The 18,272-nt window shown below is 45.2% G+C and carries 16 protein-coding genes; 9 read left to right on the top strand and 7 right to left on the bottom strand.

Annotated elements, in window-relative coordinates; all coding sequences use genetic code 11:
• The first annotated feature begins 66 nt into the window (after positions 1–66).
• From C942_RS07485 to C942_RS07475, 3 genes are all read left to right on the top strand, one after another.
• A complete protein-coding gene (locus tag C942_RS07485) occupies positions 67–693 on the top strand; it encodes a cytochrome b/b6 domain-containing protein (protein ID WP_007464219.1) in 627 nt (208 codons plus the stop codon).
• A gap of 9 nt (positions 694–702) precedes the next feature.
• The gene (locus C942_RS07480) at positions 703–1,131 is read left to right on the top strand and encodes a MarR family winged helix-turn-helix transcriptional regulator (protein ID WP_036799015.1); all 429 of its coding nucleotides are present in this window, start codon (positions 703–705) and stop codon (positions 1,129–1,131) included.
• An 815-nt stretch (positions 1,132–1,946) separates the two neighbouring features.
• Entirely contained in the window at positions 1,947–3,107 is a 1,161-nt protein-coding gene (locus tag C942_RS07475; protein WP_036799012.1) for an MFS transporter, read from the top strand.
• An 811-nt stretch (positions 3,108–3,918) separates the two neighbouring features.
• Here C942_RS07475 and C942_RS07465 read toward each other — a convergent pair.
• Entirely contained in the window at positions 3,919–6,498 is a 2,580-nt protein-coding gene (locus C942_RS07465; RefSeq protein WP_198287468.1) for a hybrid sensor histidine kinase/response regulator, read from the bottom strand.
• 230 nt (positions 6,499–6,728) lie between these two features.
• Between C942_RS07465 and C942_RS07460 the strand changes: the two genes are divergently transcribed.
• Positions 6,729–7,211: a hypothetical protein gene (locus C942_RS07460; protein WP_051035745.1), complete on the top strand. Its 483-nt coding sequence runs from the start codon at positions 6,729–6,731 to the stop codon at positions 7,209–7,211.
• 1 nt (position 7,212) lies between these two features.
• Complete coding sequence (locus tag C942_RS07455) at positions 7,213–8,265, top strand: hypothetical protein (RefSeq protein ID WP_007464207.1); 1,053 nt, start codon at positions 7,213–7,215, stop codon at positions 8,263–8,265.
• Between the two features lie 117 nt (positions 8,266–8,382).
• Here C942_RS07455 and C942_RS07450 read toward each other — a convergent pair whose 3' ends face one another.
• A complete protein-coding gene (locus C942_RS07450) occupies positions 8,383–9,288 on the bottom strand; it encodes an ROK family protein (RefSeq protein WP_007464205.1) in 906 nt (301 codons plus the stop codon).
• 212 nt (positions 9,289–9,500) lie between these two features.
• On the opposite strand from C942_RS07450, the gene C942_RS07445 reads away from it, so the two are divergent.
• On the top strand, positions 9,501–9,716 hold the full coding sequence (locus tag C942_RS07445; protein ID WP_007464203.1) for a hypothetical protein: 216 nt from the start codon (positions 9,501–9,503) through the stop codon (positions 9,714–9,716).
• A 114-nt stretch (positions 9,717–9,830) separates the two neighbouring features.
• Here the strand turns inward: C942_RS07445 and C942_RS07440 are convergent, their stop codons facing one another.
• The 5 genes from C942_RS07440 to phhA form a co-directional block, all read right to left on the bottom strand.
• Entirely contained in the window at positions 9,831–10,448 is a 618-nt protein-coding gene (locus tag C942_RS07440) for a PqiC family protein (RefSeq protein WP_036799007.1), read from the bottom strand.
• Positions 10,448–12,094 (bottom strand): intermembrane transport protein PqiB, encoded by a 1,647-nt coding sequence (pqiB, locus tag C942_RS07435; RefSeq protein WP_007464198.1) that lies wholly within the window; start codon positions 12,092–12,094, stop codon positions 10,448–10,450. The genes C942_RS07440 and pqiB overlap by 1 nt, the downstream gene beginning before the upstream one ends.
• Before the next feature lie 41 nt (positions 12,095–12,135).
• On the bottom strand, positions 12,136–13,437 hold the full coding sequence (locus C942_RS07430) for a paraquat-inducible protein A (RefSeq protein ID WP_007464196.1): 1,302 nt from the start codon (positions 13,435–13,437) through the stop codon (positions 12,136–12,138).
• 384 nt (positions 13,438–13,821) lie between these two features.
• Positions 13,822–14,190 carry a 4a-hydroxytetrahydrobiopterin dehydratase gene (locus tag C942_RS07425; protein WP_007464194.1) on the bottom strand — a complete coding sequence of 123 codons (369 nt, stop codon included), beginning with the start codon at positions 14,188–14,190 and terminating at the stop codon, positions 13,822–13,824.
• Complete coding sequence (gene phhA / locus C942_RS07420; RefSeq protein ID WP_007464192.1) at positions 14,183–14,998, bottom strand: phenylalanine 4-monooxygenase; 816 nt, start codon at positions 14,996–14,998, stop codon at positions 14,183–14,185. Before phhA ends, C942_RS07425 begins: the two co-directional genes overlap by 8 nt.
• A 414-nt stretch (positions 14,999–15,412) precedes the next feature.
• On the opposite strand from phhA, the gene C942_RS07410 reads away from it, so the two are divergent.
• The 3 genes from C942_RS07410 to maiA all read left to right on the top strand — a co-directional run bounded on the left by C942_RS07410 (position 15,413) and on the right by maiA (position 18,266).
• Positions 15,413–16,543, top strand: a complete 1,131-nt coding sequence (locus C942_RS07410) for a homogentisate 1,2-dioxygenase (protein ID WP_007464187.1) — start codon at positions 15,413–15,415, stop codon at positions 16,541–16,543.
• 61 nt (positions 16,544–16,604) lie between these two features.
• Positions 16,605–17,627, top strand: a complete 1,023-nt coding sequence (locus C942_RS07405) for a fumarylacetoacetate hydrolase family protein (protein ID WP_007464185.1) — start codon at positions 16,605–16,607, stop codon at positions 17,625–17,627.
• Between the two features lie 15 nt (positions 17,628–17,642).
• Entirely contained in the window at positions 17,643–18,266 is a 624-nt protein-coding gene (maiA, locus tag C942_RS07400; RefSeq protein WP_007464183.1) for a maleylacetoacetate isomerase, read from the top strand.
• Positions 18,267–18,272 lie beyond the last annotated feature (6 nt).

Below are 18,272 nucleotides of genomic sequence, written 5' to 3'. Positions count from 1 at the left end.
AACTATTGCTGTGTAAATTTGTGCAATCTTTATTTTACGCCGAATCGAACTATTGGAGCTCAAATCATGAAAGTCTGGGACTTACCAACTCGTATATACCACTGGCTTCAAGCCATCTTATTTATCGGATTGCTTGCCAGCGGTTTTAGCAATAACGGACCACATATTTATCTGGGATTAATACTTTTTACCTTGGTTATCTGGCGGTTAGGCTGGGGGGTTATCGGTAGCGAAACAAGCCGTTTTCGTCAATTTTTACGCTCACCGAAACAGGTCATCCTTTATCTACGTGGAAAGTTTCCTGCTCGTCCCGGCCATAATCCTGCAGGCGGATGGATGGTGATGCTCATGATTTCAATGTTATTGCTTCAATGTGTTTCCGGTCTCATCATTGCAGGATTTTTCGATACTGTTCCTTTGATTGAATCCTTACTCGACGACCCTGTCTTTGATGCCATATTTGCTATTCACCTAGTACTGGCTCGTCTGTTACCTGTACTTATTGCAATCCATCTTTTAGCCATACTGGTCTATAAGCTTTGCTCTAAACCTTTGGTATGGGCAATGGTCAGTGGTGTACAAAACCAACTTGCAGGCCAGGATGTTGAAATGGCACAAAATAGCCGAGCACTATTAGTGCTTGTTCCCTCCGTATTAGTTACTATTGCAATTATTGCAGTTTCCCTAATGTGAGATGGATAGATGAGCGTAGAGTTTGACCGCCAGAAAAGTTTTGGATGGATGATTAATGTTGTTGCAAATAAGGCATCCAAACAATTTGACACCGAGCTGAAAAAGCACGGACTGACAGTAGCACTCTGGCCGACAATGATGTGCTTATGGGAAGAGGAAGGGATCACCCAGCGCGAAATTGCGCAAAAGTCCAAGGTGGAAAATTCAACGACAACCCGTACCCTAGATAAGCTGGAAAAAATGGGATTAGTCGAAAGACAAACGGATCCCAATAGTCGCCGTTCATTTCGTATTTATCTCACTAATAAAGGGCGTGATCTGAAAGAAACACTGCTACCAGTTCCTATTGCCGTTAACCAGTCTCTCTTAGATTCGCTAGATGAAGATGAGCAACTAGAAATGATTCGTTTACTACAGAAGATGGTGTCGGCGATTTAGAACTAAACTGTGATACTGAAGAACTGAGACAAATCCCGACTAAAAAGAGAGTGCAGCTCCCCCCGCTACTGGGGAGCCGCACTTGAAACGTCATTAGACAAAGTGACTATGTACCTACTAACAACGGTGACTTATCTTTCAGCCTGAAATTTGAGAGAGGTCAGGTAATTGATAAAGCCCCATCGCAATTTACTTTATGAAAGTAACGTGCCAACTTTCGCATAACTAAAAATCAGTAAGTTACAATCACCTCATCCCAGCAGCGCACCATATAGAGGAAAATGTGCACCACGACGATACGTATTGTTGATAAGAATGGAAAAGTGGCAAAGGCCAAAAAATACTTATTTGTCTTACTTACATACCTTACTTTCAATAAATCATCTTTTTTTTCAATCAAAAATCTGCTGAAACTTTCAAGTACATAAATCCAATCTTTTACAACACTAAGCATTTCACTTAAACATCAAGCTCAAAAAAGGTATCAAAGCAAAATATACCACTAATTTTATTATGATTTTCACCTCAAACTTCAACAATAAAATTGAATCAATCCAAACAACTCTAATGATTATTTATCGCCTTTTGCTCGGATAAATAAAACAGCGACATCGGATTAGAATTTCTCATTTTACGTCAGCGAAATAAAGCCTCATATTCCCCCCCGTTTTCGTTCGAAAACAAATTCTAACATTGCTTTACTACCATCCCTGAAGTGCTTTACAGCTCTTTGGGCAGCCTTGTTCTGCCTTTCATAAGTCACTGGTGGTAAACAAATTTTTATTAATTTTCATTTTTACGTGGAGACTAAGGTAGTGACACTTTCCACTACTTGTCGCAAAAGCGAAGGCATTTTTGTACCTGTTGCGGGCCTAACCCTATTCGCCGTAGCCTCTGGCTATTTGATGAGCCTGATCCCATTGTCCCTGTCGAGTTTTAAGATCGATACTAACTATGCGAGTTGGTTAGCCAGCACATATTATCTTGGCTTATTAGTGGGTTCGATGATGATTGAGCCTGTCATTGCCAAAATTGGTCATCGCTTTGCATTCATCAGTTTCCTTGTACTATTAGCAATTACTGTTGCAATGCAGCCAATTTTCCCTAACAAAGATGCCTGGCTTTTAATGCGATTGATAGCAGGTATGGCTGTAGCCGGGATTTTTGTTGTGGTTGAATCCTGGCTGTTGATTGGCGACAGTGCCGAAGAGCGAGCTAAACGCCTTGGGCTCTACATGACCTCTCTTTACGGCGGTACGACCATCGGACAATTTGGTGTAGGTGTAATCGGTACTCAGGGTTTTGGCCCTTTTATTGCGGTTCTGGTTCTATTGCTGACAGCGCTACTTCCACCGCTAATGGTTCGTCAGGGACAACCTGCTGCCTGTCAGCATCAAAGCCTGTCGCTGAAACAAATCAGCCGTCTGAGTAAGCCTGCTATGATTGGCTGCTTGATCTCCGGCGTGGTAATGGGGAGCATTTATGGCTTGATGCCACTGTCTTTACGCCAGAACCATCTTGATGCCGAGCAGATTAGCGTATTGATGGCAGCCATTATTATGGGAGGTATGCTTATCCAACCGGTAATTGGAAAAGTATCCGTAAAAATGAGCAAAACATTACTGCTGGGTATGATGTCTTTACTGGGTGTGTTTGCAATCGGCCTGACTTACGTTTCAGATCATTATCTGATTATGATTATTGCTCTGGCAATGCTGGGAATGTCGGCTTTTGCCCTCTACCCGATTGCTATTACTCTGGCTTGCGATCACCTGGACTCTTCGTTCATTGTCGCAGCAACTCAGGTAATGCTATTCAGTTACAGTATCGGTTCGGCATTAGGGCCTGTTGGTGCCAGCCAGTTTATGAAAGAAAGTAATGGATTGATGAATTTCTTTTTCATCGTACTGCTTGCTACAGCAATCTACATGCTGTTTGCCAGTATTCGTCGCAAAACTACTGTACTGGCTAGCTAAACAGGCTGTTGTGCTTTTGTAGGTACACACTCACAGTCACCTGTAGTCAAATGCAACTACAAAAATGCCTGAAAACGAAAAACGCCGCAAAATCTGCGGCGTTTTTTACATCTTGAAACTCAAAAATTCTGAGCGCTCAAAAAAGAGCGGGCGCGACTTTCGTCGCGCCCTTAGGTCTTACTCGCAGCAATCCAGCTACTATGGTGCTCCCTGCATCATTCCTTGATTATGCTGTTTCCTTCAGCTTAGTCCTTTAGTCCCCATCCCGGAGATATCCTTTCGGTCTAACCTTGACCCGTCGAAGCATCCTGTTTCGACTCTCTTCTCCTTCCTGGAGGTGTCCCTTACTTCATCCTGAAGAGGTCCGTTTTGTCTTCCTGACTGACAAACTTCCTGCTTGTCATATCGGTTCCTTCCGATTGTCCCTTCACAGTCCATGTTCGATAAATCATCCTGATCTACCGTCCTCATCCTGAGGTCGCCATAATCCCTGGCAGCTTTCCTGTTCCGTTCCGTCAGTTCCTTCCGACAAGGTTTAGATTACGGGAATTGAGAATCTAAGCAACGGCTAGAGCTCAAATTTTTTCTGCCAACAAATGAAACAAACCAAGAAAAAAACATAAACAACTGATTTTAAATAACATTGAATTTAATGACAGTTAAAACCTGGTCATATTCATTCTATTCTCCCACATGTTTGTAAGAGATCTCTCACAAGCGGATACGAACTCTGCCTCTGTTTCCCCAAAACACCACAAGCACTTCCTAGGTATGTATTAGCCACTACTCATCTAAAGAGCCGAAATCGTTACTAAACAAGCTGTGTACACTGCTCCAGTTTCTGTAACAACACCTCTTTCTTAAAGGGTTTCGCGACGTAATCATCCATACCGACATCAAAGCACCTATTAATGTCTTCATCCAAAACGCTGGCTGTAAGCGCAATAATTGGTAACCGATAGCCAGTTTTAGCCTCATGCTCCCAGCGCCGGATCTCTTGTGTTGCAGTGAAACCATCCATTACAGGCATCATACAATCCATCAAAATAGCACCATAGCGTTTACCCTGCTTAACCGCATCCAGAGCTTCCTGACCATTATTAGCAACCTCGTACTGATATCCGGCTTTTTTAAGAAACAAAGAAGCCACTTTCTGATTTACCAGATTATCTTCAACAACCAGAACAAGATCACTTTGAGGGATATCCGATATTTCTTCTATCACGTTTTCTACAGTGCCCGTGGGAACCATAGTTTCAGATTTCATCACCGCATCAGCTTTCACTCCGTCCGGCATTGCCCGAACAGTTTTTGCCGACATCAGTGCATTGTAAAAACGGCTTCCCAACAAAGGTAGCATTACGATACCGTCAACATCTGAACCAAAATCATGACTCTCACGGTAATGATGGCAACACAGGATTAATGCTGAATGAGTTAATCGCTGACGAATGGCAGACAGCTCTGCTGTTACCAGTGATCGTTCATGAGGGCAATACAGGACAAAATCGTAATCATCAGAGTTAGGTTCAAGTTGAGTTGTGGATTTAATATTATCGCAGCTCATGCCCCATTTTTCACATTCAAGGGCAATATCACAAGCACCGCCATGGCGGTCATCTGTTATCAAAAGACAACGATATCCAACTAAGTCTGAAGCTGGTTCAGCACTTTCCTCTACAACGTCAACCTCCATTGAGAAGTAAAAATTACTGCCAACATCTTTCTCGGAGAATAATTGAATCTCACTTCCCATAAGTTCAACTAACTGACGACAAATCGTCAGTCCAAGCCCTGTTCCGCCAAACTGTCGGGTAATCGAGCCATCTTCCTGAACAAACGGCGCAAAAATCTGGTTCTGCTTATCCCCGGCAATACCAACTCCGGTATCCATGACAGAAAAAGTTAGGTCAGCTTTATGATTACCTTTAAGCTGACAGTCTATGGCTAGCGTCACCATACCATTTTCAGTGAATTTAACCGCATTAGACATTAAGTTCATCAATACCTGACGTAGCCGATGCTCATCCAGCATCACCTGATCAGGAATATCAGGATCAAGCATTAGCCTAAGATCGTTATGAGCATCTGCTGCTTTAGTCAAAACGATACTTGTTGTGTCATAAGCAACTTCCCTGATATTACATTCGTTCGGAGCCAGAACCAGATTTCCTGACTCAATTTTCGATAAGTCCAGAATGTCATTAATCAGAAGTAGCAGCGTCTGAGATGAAGTTTCGATCGTTTGCAGATATTCGAACTGTGCAGCAGTCAACTTTGTATCAGCTAGAATGCCGGACATCCCGATAATGCCATTGAGTGGTGTACGAATTTCATGAGACATATTAGCCAGAAAGGAACTCTTGGCTATATTAGCTTGTTCCGCTTCCTCTTTAGCATTAAGAAGAATATCCCGGTTTCGGCAACGCTCTTCAATCAACAAGTTCAGCTGTTTAGAGAAAATTGTAAATTCATCGCGGCCGTCTTCCCTCACCTTAATATGTCGTTCAGGCTCATTTTCTATTCGCGCCATAACATTAAGAACATGAATCAGGTAAGTAATGATTCGTCTTGAAAGGCTAACACCAAGAAAACAAATAAAAAACAAAGACAATGACAAAATACCGACATAGATCCACATCATATTCTTGGTTTTTGCTGTAGTTTGTTTTATTTCATAAACTAATTGATTGCTGACCTCATATACTACGAACTGAATTAACCTGAATCGCTCATTAAAAGCATTCATTCCGAATTGATGCACTTCTTCAGTCACTTCACCATTTAAAATCGCATTACGTAATCTATAACTATTTGCAAAGGCCGGGTGAATAAAGGTCTTACTAAGCAACTCAATCTGCTCAGGACTTGCGCTGATCGACAAATAACGCTCAATGAAAAGTTGTTGGTTCTCAATAATAGTTGCTATCAGTGGTTTTACTTCACTTTCATCTACAGACACACGATCTATCAATAAATGTACATACCAGTTTTCCTGCTGCGCCCAGAATTTCAACCACTGTAACTGATATAACACTTGCAGTTTTTGCTCAATTTCACGGACACCAGTCTCCACCGCGTTCTTTTCAAGGTTTTTAAGCGACTGCTCAACAACATCTCCAGCCCAGTTAGACCAGTCGTAAACCTCATTAAAACTGACATTGCCATAGTCATCCAGCGCATTAAACATATCGTGTGAGACAGCAATTGCACTGTCTTTGACGGGTTGAACCAATGACTTCTTACTTATATCCAAATAATGAGTTGCTGCTTCTCTTGCTTGCAGCTGTGCTTCTTTATTTTCAATATTGTGAAGTTTATCTGTTCTCAGTTCATGAATTGATGATGCAAATATTAAAGTTTCATCGAGAAGTTGGATTTGAGCAGACATTATATTTAATGACTGCAATTTCCCATAAAGTTCTTTTAGTTCAACACCGGTAAATAACGAAGAAAATGTGAGCGGTACCACAACTAATAACAAAAGCCTTGTTTTTATCGATATTCTGTTTAACAGGCTCATATCTTCTCCTTGAACTCGAACCTATTTTGCCTATTTGTCTATGCATCTTTGTATACTATTATTTATAGCAGGATATATTTATCAAATTGGATTTTTCGATGTGCAATGGACTGAAAAATAATACTTTGATCGCCTTACTTTCCATGTTGGGAGCTTTTTTGTTTCCATCCTTTTCTGCATCATCGGCTACAAGTAATGACAAGTATGTTGAGTTTGCCGTGTTCTCAATGAATAAGGAATTACCTCAGCTCACAAAAAGTAAAGCCCGAATGCTCTACAAGGGGAGAACAAAAAAGTTAAATGGCAGCATTAAGATTGTATTGGTGGATTTGCCGGAAACATCAATCTTACGGGAAGATTTCTACAGTATGTTACTCGGGAAATCCATTTCACAAATGAATGGATATTGGGCCAGTCTCTCATTCTCGGGTAAAGGCACACCGCCAGAAGAACTCAATAGTGATGACATAAAAGATATTCTGGAATGGTTAAATGACCATCCTAATGGCATAGCCTATGCGCCTGTCAGTACCGTTCCGGAAAATGCCAATATCCTCATCACAATCTTACAGGGAGAGTAAGATGATGAAACTTTCTCAAATATTCACGCTCATTCTTTTCAGCTTCACCAGCACATCTTTCGCGGCTATTGAAATCACCGATAACTTTTCTGTCAGCGGCTTTGGCTCAACATCGATAACAAAATCTGATAACAGCACACCGTTGTTTGTTCATCGGGAAATCAGTGACGAGACCTGCTACGACTGCGATACCATTTTCGGCTTACAAGCTGATTGGTTAATAACTGATGAGCTGAATGCTTCAATTCAACTGGTGAAACGTCCTCAGGATATCTGGTCAGATCCCGAGTTGGAGTGGGCTTATCTTGCTTACCAATATGATGATCTGACTTTCGAAGGCGGAAGATTAAGGATCCCATTGTTCCTTGCATCACAATACTATTATGTCGGACAAGCCTATACATGGAGCCGCCCGCCTCAGGAAGTATATGACTCAATTCTGGGCTTTACCTTCTATGACGGACTTTCTGTCAGGTGGGAAACTGACATTTCGGACGACACCGCCGTGACAGTGTCACCTTACTATGGTTTCGAAAGAGACAACACCACTGAAATTGGTCCGGACAAGATTACATTTGATACCGATCTGGTTGCTGGTATAGCGCTTGATGTCAGTGGATTTAATTACCGGGTTCATTTCGGTTTTATGCATACTCAATTTGAGATGATTCCGCGGACGGAGCCATTCAGCAAATTAAATATCTATACCCTTGGAGCTGAATACGCGCCTGACAACTGGCACTTTATGGCTGAAATTCAGGCCGACAACACACAGGCTAACTGGTATCTGAGCGGAGCGTATCACATAGGTGAATTCACACCGTACCTCGTCTATGGTGAAAGCCACCACAGGCGTAAATCCAGCAGCATCACCGCCGGTGTTCGCTACGACATAACCTACTCCATCTCACTGAATGCTGAGTGGCAGGGTGTCTATATGAATAGCGATGATTACAATCGGTTTAACACTGGACAGTTTGTCATTCCGGCGAAAGCCATCGGTGAAGATAAAGATGCACAGCTTTATACCCTCATGTTGAACTTTGTCTTCTAGGGCATATTCATCATTACAGCAAACAAAAAAGAAGAGGCCAAATGCCTCTTCTTTTTTCTTTCAACTACAGAGCCATTCCGTAAGGCTTTATTTTAAAGGCAGTTATTTCATCAACCGCTATTTCACTAACATAGCCGCACCAAATACGCCAGCGCTGTCACCCAATGCAGGCTTTACTATTAGGGTGTTCAAAACAGGATTAAACAGGTGTCGTTCTATTGCTTTAGGGCCGTATTCATACAGCGCTTCGACATTACCGACACCGCCACCAACAACAATCACATCCGGGTCAATCACGTTAATGATTTGCGCAACTGCAAGACCGAACTTTTCAATTAAACGGGTAACTGTATGTTGCGCAAAACTCTCACCCAATTCAGCCTGTTCAACAATTTCCGGCAAACTTAATGTGCGTTGCGCCAGTTTTTGATAATGGGCTTCCAGCCCTTTGCCAGAAATAACAGTTTCCAGACAACCATGCTTTCCGCAGTAACAAGGCTCGCCGTTTGCTTCCAGTACGTTGTGCCCCCACTCTCCGGCAATACCATGGCATCCGTAAAGCACCTTACCGTTAACGACGATACCGGAGCCCACGCCTGTGCCCATGATAATACCGAAGACCACCTCGGCATCCGGCTTAACCTGTTTAACAACGCCAAGATGCGTTTCAGCCAAAGCAAAACAATTCGCATCATTAGCCAGTTTTACCGGAACACCTAACAAGCTAGCCAAATGTTTATCAAGTGCCTTGCCATTGAGCGAAGTGGAGTTACAGTTCTTCATGACGCCAGTTTGCGGATCCAACACTCCCGGAGTACCAAAACCAACTCGTTCAGGATATTCCCCAACCTTCTCCGCACATATGTCGATCAGTGACTTAATCCGCTGCAGCACATGTTCATAACCGTGCTCACCTTCAGTCGCAATCCGTTCGCGTACGATGCACTGATCATCATCACGGGACATCACAGCACACTCGATTTTGGTGCCACCTAGGTCTACCCCCCAATAATAACGGCTCATCTTGTCTCCACTGTTTTGCCAAAGTTATGACATAACATCATAAACACCGGATACAACTCATTCAGTTAACTAGAGCGAATTATTGAGATACAAGTAACTGAGCTACAAGTATTCACGGTATACAGCAAGGCATTTGCCCGCAAAGAAAGCAAAATCGACCATACTTAAACCGTTAACCAATCAATCATTATTTAACGGTGGAGATTTCTGGTATGTTTTTAAAAGAAGCGCGCACTGGAGATCTGGTCGATGTTGTCGATATGGCATCGCTGGTCAATCCTTTCTCACAACATGTGACTGTTCAATACCAATCAGGTGAAGATCTCGCTGAGCCTGTGACTGTCGACAAGCATAACCTTTCCTTCCCATCAGGAGAAAACCTGCCCGAATGCTGGGTCAACGGCTACTACCGTCTCCAGCAAAAATAAGCAGAGCAACAAATACCCCATTCACAAAAGGCCCGCTATTCGACTTCCTGTTCCAATATAGCGGGCTCTATGTTTTCAAAGCGTATAATCCTTATCAATTCACAATGCCTTAGCTCATAACGCATTAGTGGACAATCGCTGTGCTATCTGGGTCGTTAGTCGATCCACACCTTCAGACAACGCTTTAACCTGTGCGTCGTAACCCTCCTGATCAAGCGGAACCTTAAAAGCAAACGGATAAACGCCCTTCAGCTCACCGTCACTGTCCAGCAACAACCATTCTCCGGCCAGTTTCGCCATACCTGTATAGTGACCATTAAATTGACTGAGCTTCACCTGCAAACGCGGCGAGTCCGATATTGTTAACGCTGGTGTCAACTCAGTCGACCAATAACGGCTCTGCTTATAGCGTAAATCCTGATTTATCCTGCGAGTAAGTTGCCTGCTGATCGACTCTGCCCATAAATTTTGTTGTGCTTGTACCACCTCTGTTTCACTCATCTGATAGACAAGACCCGTTCCCGACAAGTGCTCTGCCATTTCAACCGGACGAACCACCAGCAGAGGCTGATGTTTACCACGAGTGACAAGCTGCTGCATGTTAGTCTCCGAACCGTTGGTTCCCGAATCAGCAGACGGCAGTAGATAAGTAGTACTGACAGCTTCAGGTTGACTACTACAACCAAGCAGCACCACGGCCATCATCAGCAAAAAAACACCCCCCTTGCGCATTACTGAGCCCCCTTAACCGGAATAGGATCTTTCGGCTTCTCCCCGGTAAATATTAATGAATTCGGCTTCTCATTGAGCTGTCTGAGAACCGGTTGCAACTCCAACATCACCTGCTCAAAACGCCCCAGAGCTTGCTCAAGGTTTCTATAAGGCTCCGCATCAGGGCTAAAGCCTTTCAGGGTGTCCTGAATTTGCTGCAAAGTCTGACGAATATCACCGGGCAACGCTCTTGTCTCTCTCTGCGCTAATATCTTAGTGAGCTCATTAGCCGTTCTTTCAGCAGCCAGTAACGACCTTTGCGACGCATTAAGACTCTTATTCAAACTGCTAATAGTGTCTTCAACCGGAAGTTTTTCGATTTTTGTCAGTATTGCTGTTAACTGTTTTTGAATCTGAGCAAAACCACCAGCTTTAGTCGGGAAGATATCGTACTTTCGATATTGCCTTAATTCCGGCATTGGTTCTTCCGGGTATACCTCGGTATCTACCAGTAAGGCACCGGTTAATAAGCTTCCGGTTTTAAGAGACGCTCGCAGACCCAGCCTAAACTCCTTCTCCAGGCTTTCTTTGAGCCTTGGCAAAGCTTCCTCTTCAACCTCACCATATATCCGCCCAAGCTCGATTCTGACTAAAACAGGGATTTGACGATTTGAGAAACCATCCCTGTCGCTCGGTAACTCAAGAGGCACCTTCCTGACCGTTCCGATCCGGATCCCGCGATACTCCACCGGCGCTCCCGGATTCAGTCCCCGTACCGATTCATCAAACAACATGACATATTCCAGATACTCATCGAAGAAACGTTCACGTACCTGTTTGAGATTGTTATAAAGCCGAAAGCGAGAAAAATCTTTGGTGATCAGCTCTCCGGGCTCATTTCCTCTGGGCACACGAAAACTAACACCGCCGGTGATCAACGATTCAATAGAGCCAATTTGCATACTGAACCCTTCAGCAGACATTTTTAGATCGACGCCGGATGTCAGCCAGAAACGGGTTTTCTTACGAATTAAGCTGTCATAAGGCTCAAAAATAAACAACTGATAATTGGCCTTTTTCGCTTCAGGATCAAAAGTGACTTTCTCAACCCGACCGACAGTAAATCCTTCATACAATACAGGATCACCGACCCCAAGCTTGCCCGCTTCCTTGTGGTAAAGCACCAAACGTAAGCCTTTAGCATCTGGTGGGGCTACCGGCGGCACCTCCAGTACATCAAACTCATACTTCTCCTCTTTGGCTACCCCCGGCTGAAGCTGGACATAAGCTCCGGATAACAAGGTTTCAAGCCCGGACACACCTTCTTTACCAATACGGGGTTTTACCACCCAGAACAGGGTATCTTCCCTCAGCATCCGAGCTGCATCTTTATCGATCTGAGCGGTAGCAATAATGGCACTATAATCGTCATTAAGTCGCACATCGCTAATCACCCCTACCCTGACATTCAGCGCTTTCACTTCAGTTTTGCCAACTTCCAGCCCTTCGGCAGTATTTAGGTATAGCGTGACTTCCGGCCCTTTACTGGTAGCAAACTGAACCAGCATCCAGATACCGATTCCCACAGCAATCAGCGGAACCAGCCAGATAGACGAGATCTGCTTTATCGACTGCACATCTGCTTTTTCAAACTTACCATCACTCATAATCAGCCTTTTCTTTATTATTTACGGCCAAACATATTCCCTTAAGTCGCTTCCGTTCGAGGGACAGATTCTGATTCAGTCCAGAATACCCGAGGGTCAAACACCATTGCTGATATCATGGTCAGCACCACGACACAGGCAAAAGAAAGCGCCGCCGGACCGGGATAGATAGCCATCAGGTTTTGTAACTGAACCAACGCCACCAAAATGGCGACCACAAAAATATCGATCATTGACCAACGCCCGATCAGTTCGGTCATCCGATAAAGTCGCAGACGCTGAATGGCCTGGCGGGAATCAATATCTCCTGAGCGCCGGGCATTGGTATATAACCAACCCAGGGCAAAAATCTTGGCTAACGGAATAACCACACTGGCAAGGAAAATCACAGCGGCAATAGGATAAGAGCCCAACTGCCAAAGCAATACAATGCCGCCAATAATGGTAGAACCCTCTGATCGACCAAGGCTGACGGTATACATCATGGGATACAGATTGGCAGGAATGAAAAAGATCGCCGAAGCAATCAGCAGTGCCCATGATCGTTGCAAGCTTTGCTGCGGGCTGAACGGGTGTAAAAGCCCCCCGCACCGAACACAAAAGGCATGATCTTTTTCTGGCAGCGGATTGAGCTGAGCACAAATATGACAGCTAACATGATTGACTGAATGATGGCTATCACCCGGCATCACCCCTTCCAGCGGATGCATGGGCACAATTTGCAACCAGAGCCAGGTCCGATCCACCATGGAGACGCACTTAACCACCAGCATGGTATAGATACAAAACGCCCAGAATGACATGCCCAGCCCGATATCTGCCATTGAAGCGATTTTGATCAGGCTGACCAGTACTCCGATAAGAAACACATCAACCATCAGCCAGGGTTCCATCCTACACATGGTGCGAAACAGGCGTTTGTTATGAAGGCTTTCCCCTTCCGGCATCCCTGCCCTTTGACGCTGTCTCGCCAGCCAATACAGATAGAGCACAAGAGAAATGTACAGCGCAGGCAAAATCACCACAGTCAACAGCAGCAAGACAGCCAACAGACTATTCTCAAAGGTATTAAGCATTTCAGCCGCATTCAGCAGGGTAATTTCCTGCCGTATCCCCTGAACACTGAAGGACATAAACGGAAAGCTGATACTCAGAACCAGCATGATAAGGCAAGCAATACCGTACGACAGCGGGCGCTTAAGCGGCAAACTGATATGCTTAGCCAGCGTGTGACCACAACGGGGACACGATGCTTTTTGCCCGTCACCTAACGGCGGAAGCTCAGTGACCAGGCCACACTCTTCGCAAGCAATATATATTTGAGATACAGCAGGTTCACTCATGATCGGTCTTCGCTCCGCCTTTTCAAATCAGTATAGGAAAAGTCTGCGAAATACCATCAGGCAAGGTGAGACAAAGTTATTGAATAGCCGCTGTTTATCACGTTTTCAGTACAGTCATGGCCTGTCATTAAGCTTGTAATAAGATGATAGGCAGTATGAAATAAAAAACCTCCCGGAACAGGAGGCTAAGTCAACAAGATAAAGTGAACGTCTAGTTTTTGATATGCACAAATAAGCAAACTTCAACTTTTCCGATGAAACAAACAACTGATATCAATAACCTGAAAGGAAATAAGCACAAGCGCCACTAATAATCAGTATAGTTAATAAACGCATTCCCATATTAATAATATGGGTACTTATCTCATTCGTTGCGACTCCGATCTACTCCTTCGCCAAATCCTGATTATTTAATGACAGGTAAGCAATATCCGTTTTAGCGGCACAGATAAAGTCATTTCGGTGCAAGCCTTTTACAGAATGACTCCACCAGCATACCGTCACTTTGCCCCACTCCAGAGTTATCGCCGGGTGGTGAAATTCCTCCTCAGCCAGCTCGGCTACTTTGTCAGTAAACATCCAAGCCTGTTTAAAATTCTTGAACTTATACTCCCGCTCCAGCTGGTTGATTCCATCCCGGTTATATACGTCCCACTCAGGCACACTCTGAGAAAGCTCAATCACTTCCCGGTCAGTCAGCATCGGTGCCCCGACATGGCAGGCCTCACACTTGAGTTGATGTAATTCAGACATAATCTCCCGTTGTCTCCTTGTTGTTTTTCGGTGGAAATACAGGTGCATGTAACCCCAGGGATTTCGCCTGCTGCACCATGCCCATAATGTCCTGTCGGGCCAGCTCATAAAGCTGCCCGATACCATCAATGACAAAGTATATAGGCTGCATGATGTCTATCCGGTAAGGCGTGCGCATAATATCAACCGAGTCAAACTCGCGATATTCCGGCTTATCACTGGTTACCGCATATTCGGTCTCACCCGGTGACGATAAAATCCCGCCACCGTAAATCCTGATACCCCCGTTATGACGAAGCAAACCAAACTCAACGGTAAACCAGTACAAACGCGCAAGATATACCCTGTCTTCCTTACTGGCCTCGTACCCCAAACGGCCATATATGTGAGTAAATTCAGCAAACGCCGGATTAGTCAGCATCGCGCAGTGCCCGAAGACCTCATGGAAAAAGTCCGGCTCCTGCAAGTAGTCAAATTCTTCCCGCCGACGCAGGAACGTCGCAACCGGAAAACGCTTGGCCGCAAGCAAACTGAAGAAACGATCGAAGTCGATCAATGCCGGCACCTCAACGCACTCCCAGCCAGTCGTCTTCCTTAGCACGCAGTTAATTTCTTCCAACTGCGGAACCCGATCCCGAGGTAAATCCAGCAGGCGTAATCCGTTGATATATTCTTCGCACGCCCGTCCTTCAATGACACTTAGCTGACGGGTTACCAGATCATGCCAAACCCGGTTCTCTTCTTCAGACCAGTGAATAAAGCCGTTTTCATCCGGCTTTTTTGATACGTATTTCGTCGCAGTACCCATAAAAAACCCACTTTACATTTTGTGCTGTCAGTAAGCCTTTCCATGGCGTTATTCGATTCTTTCCTCAAACAGAAACAAAGAAAAGTCGCTGTCTTTATTAAGGTTAGGAGCAACACTGGCAGAGTATGAACCTTCGGCTTTCGATCTGGCAAAAGCCAGATGTAACATTATTTTTACATCACTTTTTAATATTGAGAATCTCGACGGTGTTATCCACGCCAACTCACATCTGCCTCTAACGGCCTGAATATTCTTGTGAACCCAGCGAATTTGTAAAATTATCGGCACACAAAAAACAACAATAAACTCTCTGATAAGTTGCCTGTTTGGCTGTGCTCGACCAGATTTTATGTATCGAGTTAACATAAAGTTAACCTGCATGAACGCAGGTCAGCGATAACCGAGGATCAGGTTATGCGGCACTGGTTTCAGTTTCCGATAATTGAAGGAGAAGCGTCACGGCAGGCTCACTGTGATTTGCCAGAAGGAACTTATGAGCGAGAATGCGGAAAGGAAGGTTTCTTCGGCCCAGCCAGCCATATGTACCATGCAAATCCGCCGACCGGATGGACAGCATGGGAAGGTCCGCTGCGACCACGGGCAATAGACACAACCAAACTCAGTCAGCCAGGCGAATCCCCCTGGGATGCCTCACTGATTCTGTATAACAACAATCTGAAAATGCGGGTGTGGAACTGTTCGCAGGATATGGTTCACCTAGTCCGAAACGGAGATGGTGACGAAATACTTTTTGTACATAAAGGCAACGGTCAGCTGTTTTGCGATTACGGTCATCTGCAGTTCCGCGATGGCGATTATCTTGTTCTTCCCAGAGCAACCAACTGGCGAATTGAAGTGAACGCCCCCGTGACACTCCTGCTGATTGAAGCAACAAACAGCAGTTATCAGATGGCCGAACGTGGCCTTGTCGGTCAACATGCCGTTTATGACCCCGCAATCCTCGATTATGCCCGTATCGATGATGCCTTCTTAGCTCAGCAGAATAACAACCAGCAATGGCAGGTTATACTGAAAGCCCGCAATACAATGAATACCATCACCTATCCCTACAACCCACTTGATGCTCAGGGATGGAAAGGCAACCTAACGACATTCAAACTCAACTGGCGGGATATCCGGCCACTAATGAGCCACCGCTATCACTTACCGCCTTCAGCACATACAACGTTTGTCGCTGACGGTTTCGTCATTTGCACTTTTGTACCGCGTCCGATCGAAAGCGATCCTCAGGCGCTGAAAGTGCCTTTCTACCATAACAATGACGACTACGATGAAGTGCTGTTCTACCACAAGGGGAATTTCTTCAGCCGTGACAATATTGAAGCCGGTATGATCACCCACCACCCATGTGGCTTCTCGCATGGCCCACACCCGAAAGCACTGGCAACCAGCATGGAAAATCCCAAAAAAGAGACTGACGAAGTGGCTGTGATGATTGATGCCCGCTGGCCGTTGGAAATTGCCGATTTACCTGAAGACGCTGAAAACAAAGACTATGTTTATTCATGGCGACAGAAAGATTAAGTAGTCCTAAATGGAATAAGAACCGCCGAAAAAAATTTACATTGTAAATAAGGAGTCGAGCATGAAACTTGCTTCCCTGAATCACGGCCGTGATGGACAACTTATTGTTGTCTCAAGAAATCTCACCCAAGCCGTTCATGCCCATGACATTGCACCGACTCTGCAGTTCGCCCTTGATAACTGGGATCAGGTTGAAGGTGACTTGCAGCACTTGTACCGCAACCTTAACGACGGTGTTGCCCATGATGTATTCCCGTTCAACCCGAAACTTTGCGCTTCTCCCCTACCACGCGCCTATCAATGGGCCGACGGCAGTGCTTACGTTAATCACGTTGAGTTGGTTCGCAAAGCCCGCGGCGCTGAAATGCCGGAATCCTTTTGGACCGATCCGCTGATGTACCAAGGTATGTCTGATGCTTTTCTTTCACCGACACAGAATATCGAAGTTGCCGATGAGAGCTGGGGAATCGACTTTGAAGCGGAAATTGCCGTTATCACTGATGACATAGACATGGGCATCCGCACCGAGGAAGTCCACGGCCATATCAAGCTACTGATGCTGGTCAATGATGTTTCACTGCGCAACCTGATCCCGGCCGAACTGGCGAAAGGTTTTGGTTTCTTCCAGTCGAAACCGGCGTCATCTTTCTCTCCGGTAGCCGTAACCCCTGACGAACTGGGTGACAGCTGGTACGACTATCGGGTACATCACCACCTGACCGTCCATTACAACGAAACTATGTTCGGCCAGCCCCATGCCGGCACCGATATGACTTTTAATTTTGCCGAACTTATCCAGCATGCAGCTAAAAGCCGGAAACTGAATGCTGGTACCATCATTGGCTCAGGCACCGTATCCAACAAAGACAAAAGCGTTGGCTCCTGTTGCCTTGCTGAACGACGAATGCTGGAAACTATTGATCACGGAGAAGCTCAGACACCGTTTATGCGCTTTGGCGACAAAGTAAGAATCGAAATGTTTGATGACAACGGCCACTCAATTTTCGGCGCCATTGACCAGCAGGTTGTGCGCTATGAACACCGTTACCACAATGAAGACCTGGATCACCATAAACCACATTAAAACAGGCGGTAACTGATGAAACTATACGATTACTATCGCTCTTCAGCCTCTTACCGGGTGCGGATTGCATTAAACCTTAAAGGACTGACCTACGAGAAATGCAATATTTCTCTGGCTGATGACGAACAAAACAGCGCCCGCTATTCCGCGCTCAACCCGAGCTGCCAAGTACCGGGGCTGGAAACAGAGCTCGGCCTGCTCGGCCAGTCGCTGGCTATTATGGAGTACCTGGAGGAAGTTTATCCATCACCGCCAATTCTCCCGGAATCCCACTGGGACAAAGCAAAATGCCGGGAAGTCGCCCTAACGGTGAGCTGTGATATTCACCCGCTTAACAACCTGCGAGTGCTGAACTACCTCGACAGTGAATTCGGTGTGAACCAGAACGAGAAAATGATCTGGTATCACCACTGGCTCAATCGGGGATTTCATGCCCTTGAGGGTCTGCTTCGCGGCCACAGTCACCCGTTTTGCTTCGGCAGTACACCAACAATGGCCGATATCTGCCTGATCCCGCAACTCTACAATGCAAGACGCTTTCATTTTGATGTCAGTCCTTACCCGACCCTGTTGGCGATCGAGTCACATTGCCAACAATTGGACGCCTTTGTAAAAGCTCATCCGGATAACCAAAAATAGCAAGGA

This window comes from Photobacterium marinum, assembly GCF_000331515.1.
GTDB classification, from domain to species: Bacteria; Pseudomonadota; Gammaproteobacteria; order Enterobacterales; family Vibrionaceae; genus Photobacterium; species Photobacterium marinum.
Note: the sequence above shows the minus strand (reverse complement) of the source record. Positions and strands in the feature narration are given on the sequence as shown.

Coding starts and splice junctions, on each gene's coding strand:
- C942_RS07485 (WP_007464219.1), top strand. CDS start 67: ATGAAAGTCTGGGACTTACCAACTCGTATATACCACTGGCTTCAAGCC.
- C942_RS07480 (WP_036799015.1), top strand. CDS start 703: ATGAGCGTAGAGTTTGACCGCCAGAAAAGTTTTGGATGGATGATTAAT.
- C942_RS07465 (WP_198287468.1), bottom strand. CDS start 6,498: ATGTCTGCTCAAATCCAACTTCTCGATGAAACTTTAATATTTGCATCA.
- C942_RS07460 (WP_051035745.1), top strand. CDS start 6,729: ATGTGCAATGGACTGAAAAATAATACTTTGATCGCCTTACTTTCCATG.
- C942_RS07455 (WP_007464207.1), top strand. CDS start 7,213: ATGATGAAACTTTCTCAAATATTCACGCTCATTCTTTTCAGCTTCACC.
- C942_RS07450 (WP_007464205.1), bottom strand. CDS start 9,288: ATGAGCCGTTATTATTGGGGGGTAGACCTAGGTGGCACCAAAATCGAG.
- C942_RS07445 (WP_007464203.1), top strand. CDS start 9,501: ATGTTTTTAAAAGAAGCGCGCACTGGAGATCTGGTCGATGTTGTCGAT.
- C942_RS07440 (WP_036799007.1), bottom strand. CDS start 10,448: ATGCGCAAGGGGGGTGTTTTTTTGCTGATGATGGCCGTGGTGCTGCTT.
- pqiB (WP_007464198.1), bottom strand. CDS start 12,094: ATGAGTGATGGTAAGTTTGAAAAAGCAGATGTGCAGTCGATAAAGCAG.
- C942_RS07430 (WP_007464196.1), bottom strand. CDS start 13,437: ATGAGTGAACCTGCTGTATCTCAAATATATATTGCTTGCGAAGAGTGT.
- C942_RS07425 (WP_007464194.1), bottom strand. CDS start 14,190: ATGTCTGAATTACATCAACTCAAGTGTGAGGCCTGCCATGTCGGGGCA.
- phhA (WP_007464192.1), bottom strand. CDS start 14,998: ATGGGTACTGCGACGAAATACGTATCAAAAAAGCCGGATGAAAACGGC.
- C942_RS07410 (WP_007464187.1), top strand. CDS start 15,413: ATGCGGCACTGGTTTCAGTTTCCGATAATTGAAGGAGAAGCGTCACGG.
- C942_RS07405 (WP_007464185.1), top strand. CDS start 16,605: ATGAAACTTGCTTCCCTGAATCACGGCCGTGATGGACAACTTATTGTT.
- maiA (WP_007464183.1), top strand. CDS start 17,643: ATGAAACTATACGATTACTATCGCTCTTCAGCCTCTTACCGGGTGCGG.